Consider the following 16840-nt stretch of genomic DNA (forward strand, 5'->3'; position numbering starts at 1 on the left):
TCCTTAAACAATAAAGGATACGACCATCATCGTAATAATGGATCCGTTCACGAGTACTAGATTTTTAATGGCGAGATGAAAGGTTTCGGATTTAATTTGTTTCTTGTTGAAGAGAGAAATATGCTTGGATACCGGGATGATAATAAATAGGCTAAGCAGCATGATGGTTGGTAAAACGTCAAATATCACTGCTGTTAAAATGGATACAAAGGTCGCAACATATAGAACATTATATAAGACAATGGCGCTTTTTTTACCAATATAATACGGTAGTGTAAAGCGGAAATTCTTGATATCATCCTCTAAATCACAAATATTATTAGCCAGCATAATATTAGCAATGGTAAAAATACAAGGCAGCGAAACCCAGATGACTTCACCTAATAGAGCTAAATTAGCTTCAAACGATAAGGTATAACCATTAATAAACAAATTGGCAATCCCCTGGTCATAGGCATTCACATAGACGACTAAGAAGAGAATTCCAAAGCCCATTGTTACCCCTGAAAATACTTCACCAAGCGGCATCCGGGATATGGGAACAGGTCCATACGTATAAAAGACACCAATAATAAAGCAAAGGATGCCAAGTAAAAGCACGAGTAAATCGGTACGGAATACTAGCCAAATACCGAGTCCTATTGCTAGTAATAGCATGGTTATGATGGTGTTGCGAACTAAGCTAACAGAGATGTTAGCTTGACCAATAATATTTTCTCGTTTGCGATATTCATCTGTCGTTGCTTTTTTATAATCCATATAGTTATTAATGGCTGTAGTCGTTAAGTCGAATATCAGCATTGATGAAAAGAAGATAATGGTATTGATTGGTTTAATCGACTCGAATCGATACATAACAAAGAGCAAGCCTACTAAGAAGGGAAAGAGGCTTGCCACCTTTGTTTGAATTTCGATGAGCTTTAAAAAGGTACGTAGTGACATATTAGGTCCTCCTTATGAGATGGCTGCTATTCAGCCATCTCGAATTCATCGTTAGTTAACTCAAAGTTATCTTTTAAGCCTGAAGTGACGTAGACTTTATTATCTGTACTAATGAAAATAGCTTCTGTATCCTCGTACTGTTCAATAAACTCAAGTCCACCCTGGATCCCCTTTGAAAAGAGGGATGTCGACAATCCGTCTCCATCAATTGACTTTTCGGAGACAATAGAAACACCGGCAATATCATTCATATAAGGATATCCGTCGTCAGGGTTTAGGAGATGGTGGTAGGTCTTTCCGCCTACTTCTAGATAGCGCTCATAAATACCAGAGGTGACAATCGATTTATTCGCCTCAGAAATTTTCCCGATGGTGGCGCCTCTTGTGGATAATGGGTCTTGAATCCCTACAGTCCATTCCCGTCCTGAAGGATTATTTCCCAAGACATAGATATTGCCACCTAGGTCGATAATGGCCGTTGTTACATCGTTTTCTTTTAACACTTCAACAACTTCATCGGCGATAAACCCTTTTGCAATCGAGCCTAAATCTAGCTGCATGCCTTGCTTTTTCAAGAAAACGGTCTGTTCCTTCTTATTTAATTCAACCTGTCCATAGTCAATCAGTGGCAAGATAGCGTCGATTTCCGCCTGCTCTGGCTTACGAGCATCAGGAAAACCAATGCGCCATAGATTTGTCAGAGGTCCGATGGTAATGTCGAAGGAACCCTTCGTATCAATACTATAGGCTTCACCCGCCTCAATTAGCTCATAAATATCCTTTGATACCTTTACCGGTTCAACGCCAGCCTGGCGGTTAATCTCATCTATTTCTGACTTCTCTTCATTTTCATTTACCGTAATATGGGCTGCTAAGTATTTAATCCGATCAAAGACTGATTCTAATACCGCTTCTTTTCCTTCATCGTAGATTTTTATCGTTACAACTGTTCCCATCATAAATTCGGTTTTCTTATAAGGGCTGGTTAGTAATTCCGGTCCCTTCGCTTCCTTTTCCTGGCCTGCACAGCCGGAAAGGAATAATAGGAACACCAAGAGTAGTGAGAGGAGCTTGTTTTTCTTCATCTTATTCAAACCTTTCTTTAGAAAAAACTTTCGAAAGAGATGCTTTCATTCATTACCGCTTTCGATGAATTGATATATGAGTGAAATCAATATTTCTGTAGATAATAACAGTAAGATTTAATAGGAATAGTATCTCCAACTATAGTGCATATATGAGGCATTTATAGCTCAGACCATTTTCCTCCTTTATATAGAATGAAGTCCTACTGTTTTTCCATTTTCGACAATAGGAATAAAGTTGCTTCAGCAGCTTCTTGTTAGGATAAAAGTCACTTGGTTGCAAGCATGCTGGATTTATGCATAGTTACCTATACTAAAGGACAAACTCATAATAGCCTTTTTTATATGAGATGTCTATGGGAGTAATACAACGATGCAAACCTGATTTTGGCTAATATAATGGTGAGATATGTATCTGTTTTAGCTAAAACATAGACTTTATTATGGTTATTATCGGGATTTTATACATTTCGTGAACATGTCGGAATTTGTTAACTTTTAGTGAACAGTATAGACAGTGTCTATCAATCGATGTAGTATATAGGTTGTGGTTGTTCATTTATTCACAAAAAGAATTAATATCAACTTTTAGAGGGGAATGAGTCAATTGGCAGAGAAAAAGATAGTGGTCATCGGAGCGGGTTATGCCGGTGTACACGCAGCCAAAAAACTTGCTAAAAAGTATAAACGTGACGATTCAGTTGAAATTACATTAATTGATCGCCATTCTTACCATACGATGATGACAGAGCTTCACGAAGTGGCTGCAAATCGTGTAGAACCAAAGGATATCCAATTTGATTTACGTAGACTGTTTAATCGTACAAAGGTTAATCTAGTTACAGATAACGTAAAGCATGTTGATCATGATAAAAAGGTAATCACAACAGAGCATGGCTCTTATAACTATGATTATTTAATCCTAGGTATGGGCGGCGAAGCAAATGACTTTGGAACACCTGGTGTTCAGGAGCATGGCTTTACGCTTTGGTCATGGGAAGCAGCTGTAAGACTGCGTGAGCATATTGAGCACACAGTTCGTAAAGCAGCAAATGTTCAAGACCCAGCAACACGCCGTGCGATGCTGACATTCACTGTCTGCGGTTCTGGTTTTACTGGAATTGAAATGGTCGGTGAACTGATTGAGTGGAAAACAACACTAGCAAAAGAGTACAAGCTTGACGAAGAAGAGTTCACTTTATATGTAGTGGAAGCTGCACCAACTATCCTAAATATGCTTGATCGTAAGGATGCTGACAAAGCAGAAGGCTATTTAGTGAAGCAGGGTGTTAAGATTCTTAAGAATGCTCCTATCGTTGAAGTAAAAGCAGAATCCATTGTATTGAAGTCTGGCGAGGAAATTCCAACTCATACTTTAATTTGGACTGCAGGTGTTAAAGCGAACTCTGATACAAAAGATTATGGTATGTCATCAGGTCGTGCAGGACGCTTAATTGTTAATGAATATATGGAAGCTGAAGGCAAAAAAGATACGTATGTTGTGGGTGACTTAGCATACTACGAGGAAGACGGTAAGCCAATTCCGCAAATCGTAGAGGCAGCTGAGCAAACAGGTGCAACAGCAGCGAAGAATATCATTGCTGAAATCAGCGGTGGAGAAAAAACAGCATTCCAAGGCAAATACCATGGCACAATGGTTTCTATCGGTGCGAGATATGGTGTGGCAAACTTAAGCGGTATGCATTTAAGCGGCTGGTTTGCAAACTTTATGAAGCATATTGTTAATATCTACTACTTCTTAACAATCTCAAGTGGATACTACATTTGGCAATATATTAAGCACGAAATTTTCCATACGAAAGATAAGCGAAATATCTTCCGTGATGTAACAACTCGTTATGGTAATGTTATTTGGAGCTTCCCATTACGTTTATTCCTTGGTTGGTTCTGGATTGAAGAAGGCGGTAAGAAGGTCTTTGGTGAAACAAACTGGGCAGCAGGGAAACTTAGCATCGGCAGCGATTCTTGGGTAAAAGATGCATCCGTAAAAATGCCTTTCGAATGGTTACAAACAGCAACAACAGGTGCCAGTGCGGCAGCTGAGGGCGGTGCGGAAGCAACAGTTATTGCACCTCCAATTTTAGATGCAATGCCAGGCTGGTTCGCAGCTATCATGAAGCTTATGATGCCTACTCCAGAAGTGGCGATTTTCATGCAGCAAATGATCGGATTTGTTGAATTGATTATGGGTATTGCGATCGTTCTTGGTCTATTCACATGGTTATTTAACTTTGTAAGTGTTGGAATGCTATGCATGTTCACACTAACAGCTATGCTTGGTTGGGATAAATTCTGGGCACTTCCTGCTTCTTTCGCCTTAATGAATGGTGCAGGCCGTTTCCTAGGCTTAGACTACTATGTATTACCTGCTTTAGCAAAAGGCCTTGGTGGCTGGTGGTACGGTAAAGAACGTTCCGTTTATAAAGATAAATAATAAAATAGTGCAACATAGTAAAGCGTGAGGTATTTATGTCTCGCGCTTTATTATCTTTACATAATAATATTCTTTATCATGATATTTTATTAGAAAAAGCTAGCTGTTATACTAAAATGTAGCTTGGATGTGAAGGAGTGAAAAGAAGTGAAGGGTTTTTCCACTATGATTAAACGCTGGGATATTATTGTGACTCTCGTTCTTGTCCTGCTTTCTTTTCTTCCTGCTGCTGTTTTTAGTTACCAGCAAGCCGAGAAAACTAACGGGAATTATAATCAAGCTCATGGTGAGGGTCTTGAGGGGCCACGGGTTACCGTCGCTGTCATTTCTGTCAATAATGAGGAAGTGAGACGTATTACATTAACAGGCAATACCGAAAATGAAGTTTTTGACGTATTTAGTTCTGATAAGGATTTTAATACGGTTGAAGTGAGAGGCGAGGAGATTCGCATAAAAGGAGCAAACTGCTCTGATCAGGTATGTGTCCAATTTGGCTTCCTTTCCAAACCTGGCGAAACAGCTGTCTGCCTGCCGCATAATTTCATCATTGAGCTGGAAACAGTCGGTGGGACCGTCATTGAGGATGAACCAATAATCAGTTCGTAGATGGGAGTATATAAAATGACAAAAAATCAGCGCATCGTATACATAGCTTTATTAGCGGCTCAAGCTGTCATTATTAGCATACTCGAACGAGCCATTCCCTTCCCCTTTGCATTTGCGCCAGGGGCTAAATTAGGTTTGGCTAATATGATTACCTGTATGGCCCTTTATACTTTATCCGTGAAGGATGTGACAAAGGTAGTGCTGATTCGCATTACACTCTCTGCGTTACTGGGTGGGAATTTGTCATCCTTTATGTACAGCGCTTCAGGTGCCATCCTAAGCTTATTGGGTATGATACTTGTCAAACAATTAGGACCATCACGAATTAGTCTAATTGGTGTAAGTGTGGCTGGTGCGATTATGCATAATGTCGGACAGCTTCTGATTGCTAGTACCATTGCCAAGACATGGACCGTGCTGCTCTACTTACCAGTTATGTCCTTCATCGGCATTCTGTCTGGAATTGCCATCGGTATTATTGCTAACTATCTGCTGACACATGTTGAAAAATTAGTATATTACCGATATTTAAATGAATAGAGACTTTGCGAAAGATTCCAGGGAGGCTTGGGGTCTTTTTTGCTTGAGGGGATTTTTTAGCAAAGTGGTAAAGGATCCAAAAAGACCTTCATCAGAGAGATAAAGGTCTTTTTGGATAATGATGCTGATTTCGTTATTTCCTGAGCAATATTCTAACCTTACTTCTGTGTCATCTCTGCAGCCGTTAGCTTAGCGATTTCCACAATCACCTTCGCAGCCAGCACCATATTATCAACAGAGACGTATTCAAAGCGTCCGTGAAAATTTTCTCCGCCAGCAAAGATGTTGGGTGTTGGTAAGCCCATATAGGATAGCTGAGAGCCATCCGTACCGCCGCGGATTGGCTTCACAATCGGCCTAATTCCGAGGTTCTCCATTGCCTTATGGGCAACATCGACAATCTCTTTTACAGGCTTAATTTTTTCTCCCATATTATAATATTGATCATTCATTTCCAGCTCGACTCTTTCCGCGCCATAAATCTTCTGAATTTCATCTACAAGTGCTTCGACGGTCTTTTTCCGTGCTTCGAACTTTTCACGGTCATGGTCACGAATGATGTAATGGAGGACGCTTTCCTCTACCTCACCGTGGAAGGAAAGCAGGTGATAGAAGCCCTCATAGCCCTCCGTATGCTCTGGTGCTTCATCGGCAGGAAGACGGTTGTTAAAATCCATCGCCATTTTCATGGAATTCACCATTTTTCCCTTTGCCGTACCGGGGTGCACATTTGTCCCTTTAAAGGTAATTTTAGCTGCTGCGGCGTTAAAGCTTTCGTACTCTAATTCTCCAAGCGGACCGCCGTCAACCGTATAGGCATGTGACGCATTAAAGGCTTCAACATTAAATTTATGCGGGCCTCTGCCAATTTCCTCATCAGGAGTAAAGGCAACGCGGATTTTGCCATGCTCAATGTCAGGATGTTGGATCAGATAATCCATTGCGGTCATAATCTCCGCAATGCCCGCCTTATCATCCGCTCCAAGCAGGGTTGTTCCATCTGTTGTAATCAGGGTGTGTCCTATGTAATTCGCTAATTCAGGGAATTTCTCACGTGTCAGCTTAATCTGTAATGCTTCATTTAGGGTGATATCTTTTCCATCATAGCTTTCCACGAGTTGAGGCTTCACGTCCTTGCCGGTAAAATCAGTGGCCGTATCAACATGGGCCAAAAATCCGATTGTCGGAACGTTCTTTTCCGTATTGGCTGGAAGGGTTGCCATCACATAGCCGTGTTCATCAATCGTTACCTCTTCCATGCCGATGGTCTTTAATTCCTCAACTAGCATATTGGCCAATGTCAGCTGCCCGGGTGTAGAGGGACAGTTCTCATCATCAGCATTTGACTGCGTATCCACCTTAACATAGGAAGTAAATCGTCTAATCATCTCATCCTTCATGCAACTATCAACTCCTATTATGTAATAGTCCTATCATACATGAAAAAGGTGCCTGACACCACAGATGGACAAACTCGGGGATTTGTCTTTTGTGGTGCCTGACACCTTAGTGTGACGCTTAGACAGTGATGGTTTTTTTGAGCCAGTTTTTACCTTCGACGATTCTTGTGACCATCATGGCGCAGACGGTGTTGCCTGTTGAGTTGAGCAGGGTTGCGGGTGCGTCAATAATGGTCGAGATGACAGCGATAATTGGCAGAACCTCTGGTGGAAAGCCAAAGACGCTAAGTATGAGCATTTCGCCGATCATACCGCCGCCTGGAATGGCACCCATGACCGCGCCTACGAGAAAGGAGACGGCAATGATGCTGATGATGCTTGAAAGGCTGGTTATATCCCGGCCGAATAAGCTAAATAGGAAGACAATTTTTAAGACGCCTCCAAATACAGAACCATCCTTATGAGTATTGGCACCGAGTGGAATAATCGTTTCGGCAATATCCTTCGGAACGCCAATCTTTTTCACGGCTGCTAGGTTAATCGGAATGCAGGCTGCGCTGGAGCAGGTAGCAATCGCAGAGATGGACGGCGTAATCGCATTTTTCCAAAAGACCTTGATTCCTTCCTTTCCTCCGGATAAAAATGCATAGAGAGTAAAAAAGCCAAAGTAATAGATGACAGAAAGGATCAAATAAAGGACAAACGCTCTGACGTAGCCCTCTAGTATCTGCGGACCGAGTTCACCAATGATAGCAGCGAAATAACAGCCAAGCCCAATTGGTGCATAGTACATCAGGATGGTGACCATCTTCATCATTACAGCTGAGCCAGCTGATAATAGAGTGGAAACAGGCTTGGCCTTTTCACCGACTAAAGCCGTCGCTAGTCCGAATAATAGAGAGAAGACAATTAACTGGAGCATATTACTTTTTGTAAAAAGGAATTGAAAGTCTCCAACAGTAAAGGTGTTGACCAGCTGTGCGAGGAGTGATATCTCTTCGGCAGGCTCGACTGCTTCTGCTGTCTCCATTAGGTCCTTAATATGGGAGGTATCAGCATTTTCGAGCGGATTCATTAGACTGGTTCCAGCAAAACCGAGGATGGCAGATACTGCAGCTGTCAGAAGAAATACAAGAAAAATACTGCCCATGATTTTGCCGAGGCGCTTCATTCCGTTCATATCGGCAATGGCAGAAGCGATGCTGAAAAAAACAAGCGGAACGATGATTGTAAACATGAGATTTAGAAAAATATCTCCGAAGGGCTTTACGATTGCTGCTTTCGGACCGAAGACGAGTCCGGCAATCCCTCCAATCAAAATTGCTGCTAACAGCAGTAGTGATGCTTTATAACTGTTGAACAGATTCTTCATACTTGCCACCTATCTTTAATATAATTATAGAACTATAATAGATTAATTATATTATGAGCCTTCTAAAATTACATTACAATAGTATTTGGAATGTAAAAGGGCATTTTATTTTACTTTTAGAATGGAAAGAATTATGGTTAAAGAAGAATCACTTCAATAAAGAAAGGTGGATGTTTATGTACGAAATCGTGATTATTGGTGGAGGCCCTGCTGGAGGAAGTGCGGCATTATTTGCTGCAAAGGCTGGTAAGAAAACCCTTTTGCTTGATTCAAATAAAAGTATGACAGCTAGAGCCTGGATGGAGAACCATTATGGTGTTGCGGCAATTTCTGGTCCTGATATGCTTGAAGTTGGTAGAAAACAAGCGGGGAAATTTGGCGCTGAAATTAAGGAAGAAACAGTTGCTAATATTACCGGTGAAGCGGGTTCATTTGTGATTGAAACGGAAAGCGGTGCAAAATATGAGGCAGGTCATATCATCATCGCAACAGGTGCATTAACAAACCTTGCTGAAGGCTTAGGCATCGAAACAAAGGATCACAGAGAGCCGAGATTCAAAACAGCTATCGCGGTTAATGCTGATGGTGAAACAAATAGAAAAGGCATTTGGGCTGCTGGAGCGGTTGCAGGTGTAAGTGTACATACGATTGTGACTGCTGGGGACGGTGCCCGCGTTGCCATCAATGTTATCAGTGAAATCAACGGTGAACGCTACGTTGACCATGATCTATTAAAGGCATAAGGAAGATAAAGAAGACTACTATCAGGGGGCGGGAATGCGGCCCGTTAAGACTGAGATAGAGTCATTCTACAGCCCGTTTCGAAACAGAACGGTGGCTGGGTTTATATATCCATTCTATAATTCTGAAAAGTATAGATACTTAAAAGTCTTGTCACTACGGTTGACAAGGCTTTTTTTATGGTTTAAATGTTAACTATTGTATATTTTATTGTGATGGAGTCATGAACCATTATGAGTTGTGAGGTGATTGAGTGGGACTTAGTAATAACCAAATTGCCAGGATTGTGGAGCTTTGTCTGCTTGCAGGTGAAATTATGATTAAAAGCGGGGCGGAAACCACCCGGGTTGAGGATACGATGATGAGAATTGCTGCATCCTTTGGAGTGCCTGAAGCGCAGAGCTTTGTCACACCGACAGGGATTGTTTTTTCCTCTAACCGGGAGGATCGAGCGAAGTTGGTCCGTGTAGCAGAGCGGTCAACCGATTTAGAGAAGGTGGCTATTGTTAATAGTATTTCCCGGCAAATAAGTAATGGTGAATTGACTGTTGAAGAGGCTTTGTTAAAGCTCAAAAAAATTGCAAAAGCAGATTTGTCGTATCCGTTATGGCTGCAAATCCTCAGTGCAGCGATTGCCAGCGGCTGTTTTTTAATTATGTTCCAAGGAGTATGGATGGATTTCATTCCGGCAATGATTGCGGGTGGAATCGGGCACATGCTTTTTATTTATTTGCATAAATACATAAAGGTTAAGTTTTTCGCTGAGGGTGTCTCCTCCTTTGTGATTGGTTTGCTTGCCGTTATGGCAGTATACAGCGGCTTTGGTACAGACCTTGATACGATTATTATTTCTTCTGTCATGCCTCTCGTTCCGGGACTCTTAATTACAAATGCAGTCCGTGATTTAATGGATGGTCATTTCATGTCCGCTATGGCCAAGGGTGCCGATGCCTTTTTGACATCCTTAGCGATTGGTTCAGGAATAGCGATTGTTGTTGCGTTTATTTAATGCTCAATAAATATCGGGACGTAAATTCGACGGACGAATTTGATTGACCTAAAAGAGAGGAGTCGGTTGACATGACTGTTATTATCCAGCAGTTAGTGACGAGCTATATAGCGTCCGCAGCGTTTGGACTGCTTTTTAATGTTCCCCAAAAACAGCTGCTGCAGGGCGGGTTGTCAGGAATGATTGGCTGGATTTTCTATTTCCTGCTCGTTCAAAACGGAATAGATTCCATCCTCGCCTCCATTTTTGCCTCCATCCTGATTGGCGGAATCGGGCAAACCTTTGCAAAGGTGTACAAGCAGCCTGTTATTGTCTTTAATGTGTCGGGGATTATTCCATTGGTGCCCGGCGGACTTGCCTATGATGCCATGCGGCATTTTGTCAGTAATGATTATGATATCGCAATCCAGTTGGCAGCAAAGGCGCTGCTGATTTCAGGCGGCATTGCGGCCGGCCTCGTGGTGTCTGAGGTGTTCACTCGTCTGATTGTCCAAAATAGACTGAAGCAAAAAAGCGCTCTAAGAGGAAAAGTAAAAGCACGCTCCTAGACAACAGATGGAGACTGTCTTTCATGGGATTTTTGCCGTTTGGTTATGCTAATAGGATAGGCGGCTTTAGATGGAACAGAGCCTGTTCATTTGGAAGCAGTCGTATTTACCTAGGAGTGATGGAATGAAGTATGATTGTCTTATTATCGGCGGCGGCATTGCTGGTTTGCAGGCGGCAATCCAGCTGGGGCGCTATATGCACAGCGTGCTTGTGATTGACTCAGGTGACGGGCGCTCCACGTTATGCCGAAGCTATCATAATATACTTGGCTATCCTGATGGGGTCAGTGGTCAGCACCTTCGACAGACAGGCCGAAAACAGGCTGAAGCATTAGGTGTCCATTTCCTGCACGGGAAAGCGGAGTCTGCAGCTAAGACTGAGGCAGGCTTTGCGGTCACGGTCTCGAATGGGGAAACCTACAGCAGTAAGCGGTTATTACTCGCAACAGGTGTGATGGACCGTATTCCAGCTGAGCTTCTGCCCTCCTTAGTACCTTGTCTTGGAATCAGCGTCTATGTCTGTCCTGACTGTGACGGCTATCAGGTAAAAGGAAAACCGGTGATTGTGATTGGGGCAGGCGTTGCGGGGGTAAATATGGTTAAAACCCTGCTTTATTGGACAAACGAATTGGTTTATATCAATCATGAGCAGAAGCTTGGAGATGATGACAGGAAATTTTTACAGGAGAATGGAATTTCTTGTATAGATGCTTCCATTAAGCAAGCAGTAGCGAAGGGTGCCGAGCTGGAAGGGTTTTTACTTGAAAATGGGGAAATAGTAAAGGGTCATCATGCCTTTACTGCGTTTGGCGGCAATGAAGTTCGATCACAGCTGGCAAAGCAGCTAGGTGTTGAGCTGCTAGAGAATAAGCATATCGTAGCTGACCCGCGGACCAAGATGACCAATGTTCACGGAGTATGGGCAGCGGGTGATGTGGCTGTCCATTCCGAGCAGGTAACGATTGCAATGGGCGAAGGCTCCCAGGCGGCGATTTGGATACATAAGGATATTATTCAGGAGCAGGGTTAGTCTGGGGATAGAAAAAAGTGAGGAGAAACAAATATGGCACAGATAAAGACAAATGCGATGCGGATTCTAGATGCGAAAAAGATTAGCTATGGGATGAAAACCTATGAGACGGCAGATGGAAAAATCGATGGCGTTTCTGTTGCTCATAAGGTGAATCGAAATCCAAACGAAGTTTATAAAACATTAGTCACCCAGGGGACGAGCATGGGAGTTTATGTTTTTGTTATTCCGGTTGAAGCGGAGCTGGACCTAAAAAAGGCAGCGAAGGCAGCGAAGGAAAAGAAAGTCGACATGATTGCGGTGAAGGATATTCAAAAGCTAACAGGCTATATTCGTGGCGGATGTTCGCCGGTCGGTATGAAAAAGCAGTATCCAACCTTCATCGATAAATGTGCCGAAGGGCTGAAGCAAATGGTTGTCAGCGGTGGAAAAATAGGTGTTCAGATTGAAATAAAGCCACAGGACCTGATTCAGGTTACAAATGGCTGGTTTGCTGAAGTAACGAAGGATGCTGTGGATTGATACATATGAGAATATCAGGTTCAGGACCCTTTAGCTAAGGGGTCTTTTTTTTTGCAACGGGCTATGTTAAAGCACATATTTGATTTTTATTGCAGGTTGATTGTAGTGGAAGGCACGCAGACTCCTGCAGGAGAAGTGAAACAGACGAGACCCCGCAGACACGTAGTGTCGAGGAGGCTCGGCGGTCGCCTGCGGAAAGCGAAGTGCCAGGAACGAAAATCAACACTCATGTTTAACAAAGCCTTCGCAAAAAAATGGAGTTAGCTTAGGCTTTCACCCATTTAGGTGGCGCTGCATATTGTAAAGAGAATGAACAAAAATGTCGAGCCTCTAATAGAGGATCTGCTGAAAGGCTAATCAGGAAAGCAGTTTGTGCTGCTTAAAAGCTATGATAACAGGGAGGAAATGTCTATGGCAGGCAATATCATCCGATACTTTGCAGGTGGCAATACTGCCCGTGGATTTTACAGCCTATTTGACTCCAGCTTAGAAGGATTAGAAAGAGTGTATATTTTAAAGGGCGGACCAGGTACAGGTAAATCAACCTTGATGAAGGAGATAGGAGAATACTGGTCGGAAAAGGATTACAGCATTGAATACTTACATTGCTCCTCAGACCCTGATTCGGTTGACGGTGTCATCATTCCTTCGTTAAAAGTGGGGATTGTGGATGGAACTGCCCCGCATGTGATTGAACCAAAGCTGCCTGGGGCTGTTGAGGATTATGTCAACCTTGGCGAGGCTTGGGATGCACAGGAGTTAGCAAAGCAAAGGCAAACGATACAGGAGCTGTCCCAACAGGTAAGCGCGGCCTTCCAGAATGCTTATAAAACCTTTGCCGAAGCGCTTCGAGTCCATGATGATTGGGAGAAAATTTATATAGAAAACATGGATTTTGAAAAAGCGAATGAGCTGACGAATCGGTTAATGAATAGCTTCTATGGGACTGTGTTATTGAATAAACAGTCGAAGGTCCGTCATCGTTTCCTCGGGGCTGCTACGCCGAAGGGGGCTGTGGATTTTGTTCCGAATCTGACAGCAGATATTCAAAAGCGGTACTTTATAAAAGGCAGACCGGGCTCAGGTAAGTCAACGATGCTGAAGCGAATTGCCGCAGAGGGTGAAAGTAGAGGGTTTGATTTGGAGATTTACCATTGTGGGTTTGATCCAAACAGCCTTGATATGGTCGTGATTAGAGAACTGGGCATTGCCATTTTTGACAGTACGGCACCGCATGAGTATTTCCCTAGCCGGGATGGGGATGAAATCCTTGATATGTACGGAACGATTATTGCTCCAGGAACGGATGAACTTTTTGCAGAACAAATTCAGGATGTTCAGGGCAAATATAAAGCTAATATGAAAAAGGCAATTGGATTTCTAGCGGAGGCAAAGGCTCTCCGTGACGAGCTGGAGGCGATTTATATTCCGGCAATGGACTTTGATATTGTCAATAGACATAAAGAAAAGATTCAAAATGAGATTAGGATGATTGCTGAGCTACATCAAGCATGAGGCAGCCAGTTTAATTAGACAGGAGTAGGCATCGCGTTTATGCGGTGTTTTTTTTTAGGGAAGGACCGGGTTTAGGAGATAATAGAGGTTATAGGCGACCGAAGCGTGAGGAAAAGAGGAAATACGGTAGCATAAGCGGGTTATAAGCGACCGAAGCGCGAGGAAAAGAGGAAATACGGTAGCATAAGCGGGTTATAAGCGACCGAAGCGTGAGGAAAAGAGGAAATAGGGTAGCGTAAGCGGGTTATAGGCGACTGAAGCGTGAGGAAAAGAGGAAATAGGGTAGCGTAAGCAGGTTATAGGCGACCGAAAAGTGAGGAAAAGAGGAAATAGGGTAGCATAAGCGGGTTATAGGCGACCGAAAAGTGAGGAAAACAGGGATTCCAGTAGCATAAGCAGGTTATTGCTAAAAGTGATAAGATACGTCCATAATAGTCAGAGCATGAATGGAAGAGGTGTACAAGGTATGAATGAGATGATGGCAATGATTAAGTTTCATTTTGAACATAATCGAAATGAGCAAAATGCTGAGCCGATGAAGAAATATATGAAGGATTTATTCCCTTTTTTAGGCATCAAGACGCCGGAGCGGACGAAGCTGACGAAGCAATTTTACCAGCAAAGCGGAATCTTAAAGCAGGAGTTTCAGCATGATTTCGTGCTGTGGCTTTGGGAGCAGCCGGAAAGGGAATATCAATATGCCGCAATTGATTATATCAGCAGGTCCTTGAAGAAGCTTGTGAAGGAGGATCTTCCTTTTTTCGAAAAGCTGATTACAACAAAATCCTGGTGGGATACAGTGGATATGCTGGCCCAGAAGCCGGTGGGGACTATCGCGGCTCAATACCCCGAGGTCATTAAGGAAACAATCGATGCCTGGGCATTCGGAGATCAGCTATGGTTAAGAAGAACGGCCATCCTGTTTCAGCTTAAATATAAGGAAAAAACAGACGAAGAGCTGTTGTACCGTTATATAGAACAGAATAAAGACAGCAAGGAATTTTTTATTCAAAAAGCGATTGGCTGGGCTCTTCGCGAATATTCGAAAACAAATCGGGAATCGGTTAAAGCCTTTATTGAAGGCCATACATTGGCTCCGCTAAGTGTGCGGGAAGGAAGCAAATATTTATAGGATTAATCAGGACCTGCGGCGGCTTCAGGGCGTACCGCCGCAGTCATAAGCTTTAGCCGTACTTTTTTTTGTAATGTGACAGAGCTAGAAGCGGGAAAATATAGCGGTAGCTGTGATAGTGGATATAGAAGGCGCCGCCCATTCCCTGACCCTTTGGATAATCTGTTGTCCAATCATTCTTTTTCAGTGAGTCTACTAAATAAGAGATTCCCCTTTCGATTTCCTCTGTAGGTTTGTCGGAAAGGGCTATTAAAGCATCCAGTGCCCAAGCGGTATGTGTCAGTGTACTATGACATAGGGGAATATATTTGCGTTTGATATCGCTGTGGCATGATTCCCCCCAGCCGCCGTCAGGATTCTGAATCAGCTTTAACCAGGCGGCAGCTTTTTGCAGATGCGGGTCGGAGCTTGGAACACCGACAGCCTGTAAGCCCGTAATGGCTGCCCAGGTGCCATACGTATAGCATATTCCCCAGCGTCCATACCACGAGCCGTCCTTTCTTTGCTCCTTCCAAAGCCAACCAATCGCCTTTTTCATGTGCCGATGGTTTTTCGGTAGGCGGGTGTAGTTCCCTAGAAACTCAAGTGTCCTGCCGGTTAGGTCAGCGCTTGACGGGTCAAGCAGCAAAAATTCACCCTTTTCAAACGGGAGCATTTTCAACAACATGGAATCTGTATTCCTTTCAAAGGCCGGCCAGCCGCCATCGTCATTTTGCATCGATAATGTCCAACTGATGCCTCTATTCCAGGCTGCTTTTTCGGTACGGGCAATTTTGACAATCGAGCGAAGTGAAGCGGTAGTATCATCAACATCGGTATGGATGGTGTTAACATTAGAGAATCCCCAGCCTCCAGGCAGGCTGTTAGGATTCTGAATCGCCCAGTCCCCATATTTATGGTGCTGGCGGCTTAACAGAAAGCGGTTGGCCTTTTTGACCATCACATCATCCGGTTCAAGCCCCGCCGATTGCAGGGCATAGCCAATCAAGGCGGTATTCCAAACCGTGGCAGTTGTATACTGCATATGCGGATGCCCGTTTATATCACATTTCATCTTCTTTAATCCTTCAACGGCCTTCATAATAACGGGATCGTTTCTTTTGTAGCCAAGAGAAAGGAGAGCAAATATCATCAGAAAGGTACTGCTGAAATAACTGAGAAAGGTTCCGTCCTCCTCGATTCTGTCTAGCATATAATGTTTAGCTCGTTCAATCGCCAAATTCCGCAGCTGATCGGGAAGGCCGATTAACCTTTTTATCCCCTCCTCTATAAAATAAAGAAGCGACCGCCATTCTCTTGAAGCATTCCATTCCTCCTCGTCATCCCGAGCCTGCTTTAAATCACTTAAATCAGGAGCATACTCCGAGGTAATGGTAAACCTTTTGGCAGCAAGAACCATAATCGGTGTTAGATTCGCTCTCCCGAAGGATGAAAAGGAATAGAAATGAACCGGTAAAAAGCTTGGTAATAGTATGACTTCAATAGGCAAGGGAGAGCGGGACGACCATTTATATTGTCCGGTCAGAGACAGCATGATTTTCGTGAAAATGCTAACCTCCTTTAGACCGCCATGGGCGATAATAAATTCCTTAGCTCTACGTATATTAGGATCATCCTTATGGTAATAGCCAGAAAACAGCAGAGCGTAGTAGGCTTCGACTGTTGCGGAGATATTCCCGTCCCCTTCATCGTAAAAAAGCTTCCAGGCCCCGTTTTTTTCCTGCTTGCTTAAAATCCGTCTGCAAAGACCCTGAATCAATTCTTCATCATGTATCTTTAAAGTCCTTAATAAAATGATCATATAGGCATCTGTGGAAATTCCGGTTTCAAATGGATGATTCCATGAGCCATCGGCGGATTGGTCTTTTCGGAGGGCTTCAACTATCCATTCTATACTAGGTTTAGTGTCCAATAAGATGTTCACTCCTTTGCTAAAAGCAATG

15 protein-coding genes are annotated in these 16840 nt (G+C 43.2%); 10 read left to right on the plus strand and 5 right to left on the minus strand.

Annotated features, from left to right (window positions below):
- Positions 1 to 3: 3 nt before the first annotated feature.
- Positions 4 to 942 (minus strand): 1,4-dihydroxy-2-naphthoate polyprenyltransferase, encoded by a 939-nt coding sequence (gene menA, locus BQ5321_RS03195; RefSeq protein ID WP_071393183.1) that lies wholly within the window; start codon positions 940 to 942, stop codon positions 4 to 6.
- A 26-nt stretch (positions 943 to 968) separates the two neighbouring features.
- A complete protein-coding gene (locus BQ5321_RS03200) occupies positions 969 to 2027 on the minus strand; it encodes an FAD:protein FMN transferase (protein ID WP_071393184.1) in 1059 nt (352 codons plus the stop codon).
- Between the two features lie 607 nt (positions 2028 to 2634).
- Here BQ5321_RS03200 and BQ5321_RS03205 point away from each other — a divergent pair.
- From BQ5321_RS03205 to BQ5321_RS03215, 3 genes are all read left to right on the plus strand, one after another.
- Positions 2635 to 4482 (plus strand): FAD-dependent oxidoreductase, encoded by a 1848-nt coding sequence (locus tag BQ5321_RS03205; protein WP_071393185.1) that lies wholly within the window; start codon positions 2635 to 2637, stop codon positions 4480 to 4482.
- Positions 4483 to 4629: 147 nt separating this feature from the next.
- The gene (locus BQ5321_RS03210) at positions 4630 to 5088 is read left to right on the plus strand and encodes a NusG domain II-containing protein (protein WP_071393186.1); all 459 of its coding nucleotides are present in this window, start codon (positions 4630 to 4632) and stop codon (positions 5086 to 5088) included.
- 15 nt (positions 5089 to 5103) lie between these two features.
- Positions 5104 to 5628 (plus strand): Gx transporter family protein, encoded by a 525-nt coding sequence (locus tag BQ5321_RS03215; protein ID WP_071393187.1) that lies wholly within the window; start codon positions 5104 to 5106, stop codon positions 5626 to 5628.
- A gap of 158 nt (positions 5629 to 5786) precedes the next feature.
- On the opposite strand, the gene pepT is transcribed toward BQ5321_RS03215, so the two are convergent.
- Positions 5787 to 7028 carry a peptidase T gene (gene pepT / locus BQ5321_RS03220; protein ID WP_071393188.1) on the minus strand — a complete coding sequence of 414 codons (1242 nt, stop codon included), beginning with the start codon at positions 7026 to 7028 and terminating at the stop codon, positions 5787 to 5789.
- Positions 7029 to 7146: 118 nt separating this feature from the next.
- Positions 7147 to 8400 carry a dicarboxylate/amino acid:cation symporter gene (locus BQ5321_RS03225; RefSeq protein ID WP_071393189.1) on the minus strand — a complete coding sequence of 418 codons (1254 nt, stop codon included), beginning with the start codon at positions 8398 to 8400 and terminating at the stop codon, positions 7147 to 7149.
- Positions 8401 to 8576: 176 nt separating this feature from the next.
- Between BQ5321_RS03225 and BQ5321_RS03230 the strand changes: the two genes are divergently transcribed.
- The 7 genes from BQ5321_RS03230 to BQ5321_RS03265 all read left to right on the plus strand — a co-directional run bounded on the left by BQ5321_RS03230 (position 8577) and on the right by BQ5321_RS03265 (position 14897).
- Positions 8577 to 9143, plus strand: coding sequence for an FAD-dependent oxidoreductase (locus tag BQ5321_RS03230; protein WP_071393190.1), 567 nt, complete (start codon positions 8577 to 8579; stop codon positions 9141 to 9143).
- 251 nt (positions 9144 to 9394) lie between these two features.
- Positions 9395 to 10150: a threonine/serine exporter family protein gene (locus BQ5321_RS03235; RefSeq protein ID WP_071393191.1), complete on the plus strand. Its 756-nt coding sequence runs from the start codon at positions 9395 to 9397 to the stop codon at positions 10148 to 10150.
- Between the two features lie 71 nt (positions 10151 to 10221).
- Positions 10222 to 10698 (plus strand): threonine/serine exporter family protein, encoded by a 477-nt coding sequence (locus BQ5321_RS03240; protein ID WP_071393192.1) that lies wholly within the window; start codon positions 10222 to 10224, stop codon positions 10696 to 10698.
- Positions 10699 to 10822: 124 nt separating this feature from the next.
- The gene (locus tag BQ5321_RS03245) at positions 10823 to 11728 is read left to right on the plus strand and encodes an NAD(P)/FAD-dependent oxidoreductase (protein ID WP_071393193.1); all 906 of its coding nucleotides are present in this window, start codon (positions 10823 to 10825) and stop codon (positions 11726 to 11728) included.
- A gap of 33 nt (positions 11729 to 11761) precedes the next feature.
- The gene (gene ybaK / locus BQ5321_RS03250) at positions 11762 to 12250 is read left to right on the plus strand and encodes a Cys-tRNA(Pro) deacylase (RefSeq protein WP_071393194.1); all 489 of its coding nucleotides are present in this window, start codon (positions 11762 to 11764) and stop codon (positions 12248 to 12250) included.
- A gap of 411 nt (positions 12251 to 12661) precedes the next feature.
- On the plus strand, positions 12662 to 13765 hold the full coding sequence (locus BQ5321_RS03260) for a PRK06851 family protein (protein ID WP_071393196.1): 1104 nt from the start codon (positions 12662 to 12664) through the stop codon (positions 13763 to 13765).
- Positions 13766 to 14231: 466 nt separating this feature from the next.
- Positions 14232 to 14897: a DNA alkylation repair protein gene (locus BQ5321_RS03265; protein ID WP_071393197.1), complete on the plus strand. Its 666-nt coding sequence runs from the start codon at positions 14232 to 14234 to the stop codon at positions 14895 to 14897.
- 52 nt (positions 14898 to 14949) lie between these two features.
- Here BQ5321_RS03265 and shc read toward each other — a convergent pair whose 3' ends face one another.
- Positions 14950 to 16815, minus strand: coding sequence for a squalene--hopene cyclase (gene shc, locus BQ5321_RS03270; RefSeq protein WP_390622179.1), 1866 nt, complete (start codon positions 16813 to 16815; stop codon positions 14950 to 14952).
- Positions 16816 to 16840 lie beyond the last annotated feature (25 nt).

The sequence above is a fragment of the Bacillus tuaregi genome, from assembly GCF_900104575.1.
GTDB lineage: Bacteria > Bacillota > Bacilli > Bacillales > Cytobacillaceae > Bacillus_BD > Bacillus_BD tuaregi.

What these genes read in the sequence shown, in the direction of transcription:
- BQ5321_RS03260 (WP_071393196.1), top strand. Translation starts at nt 12,662, where the DNA reads ATGGCAGGCAATATCATCCGATACTTTGCAGGTGGCAATACTGCCCGT.
- BQ5321_RS03200 (WP_071393184.1), bottom strand. Translation starts at nt 2,027, where the DNA reads ATGAAGAAAAACAAGCTCCTCTCACTACTCTTGGTGTTCCTATTATTC.
- BQ5321_RS03215 (WP_071393187.1), top strand. Translation starts at nt 5,104, where the DNA reads ATGACAAAAAATCAGCGCATCGTATACATAGCTTTATTAGCGGCTCAA.
- BQ5321_RS03225 (WP_071393189.1), bottom strand. Translation starts at nt 8,400, where the DNA reads ATGAAGAATCTGTTCAACAGTTATAAAGCATCACTACTGCTGTTAGCA.
- BQ5321_RS03230 (WP_071393190.1), top strand. Translation starts at nt 8,577, where the DNA reads ATGTACGAAATCGTGATTATTGGTGGAGGCCCTGCTGGAGGAAGTGCG.
- BQ5321_RS03245 (WP_071393193.1), top strand. Translation starts at nt 10,823, where the DNA reads ATGAAGTATGATTGTCTTATTATCGGCGGCGGCATTGCTGGTTTGCAG.
- menA (WP_071393183.1), bottom strand. Translation starts at nt 942, where the DNA reads ATGTCACTACGTACCTTTTTAAAGCTCATCGAAATTCAAACAAAGGTG.
- BQ5321_RS03265 (WP_071393197.1), top strand. Translation starts at nt 14,232, where the DNA reads ATGAATGAGATGATGGCAATGATTAAGTTTCATTTTGAACATAATCGA.
- ybaK (WP_071393194.1), top strand. Translation starts at nt 11,762, where the DNA reads ATGGCACAGATAAAGACAAATGCGATGCGGATTCTAGATGCGAAAAAG.
- BQ5321_RS03240 (WP_071393192.1), top strand. Translation starts at nt 10,222, where the DNA reads ATGACTGTTATTATCCAGCAGTTAGTGACGAGCTATATAGCGTCCGCA.
- pepT (WP_071393188.1), bottom strand. Translation starts at nt 7,028, where the DNA reads ATGAAGGATGAGATGATTAGACGATTTACTTCCTATGTTAAGGTGGAT.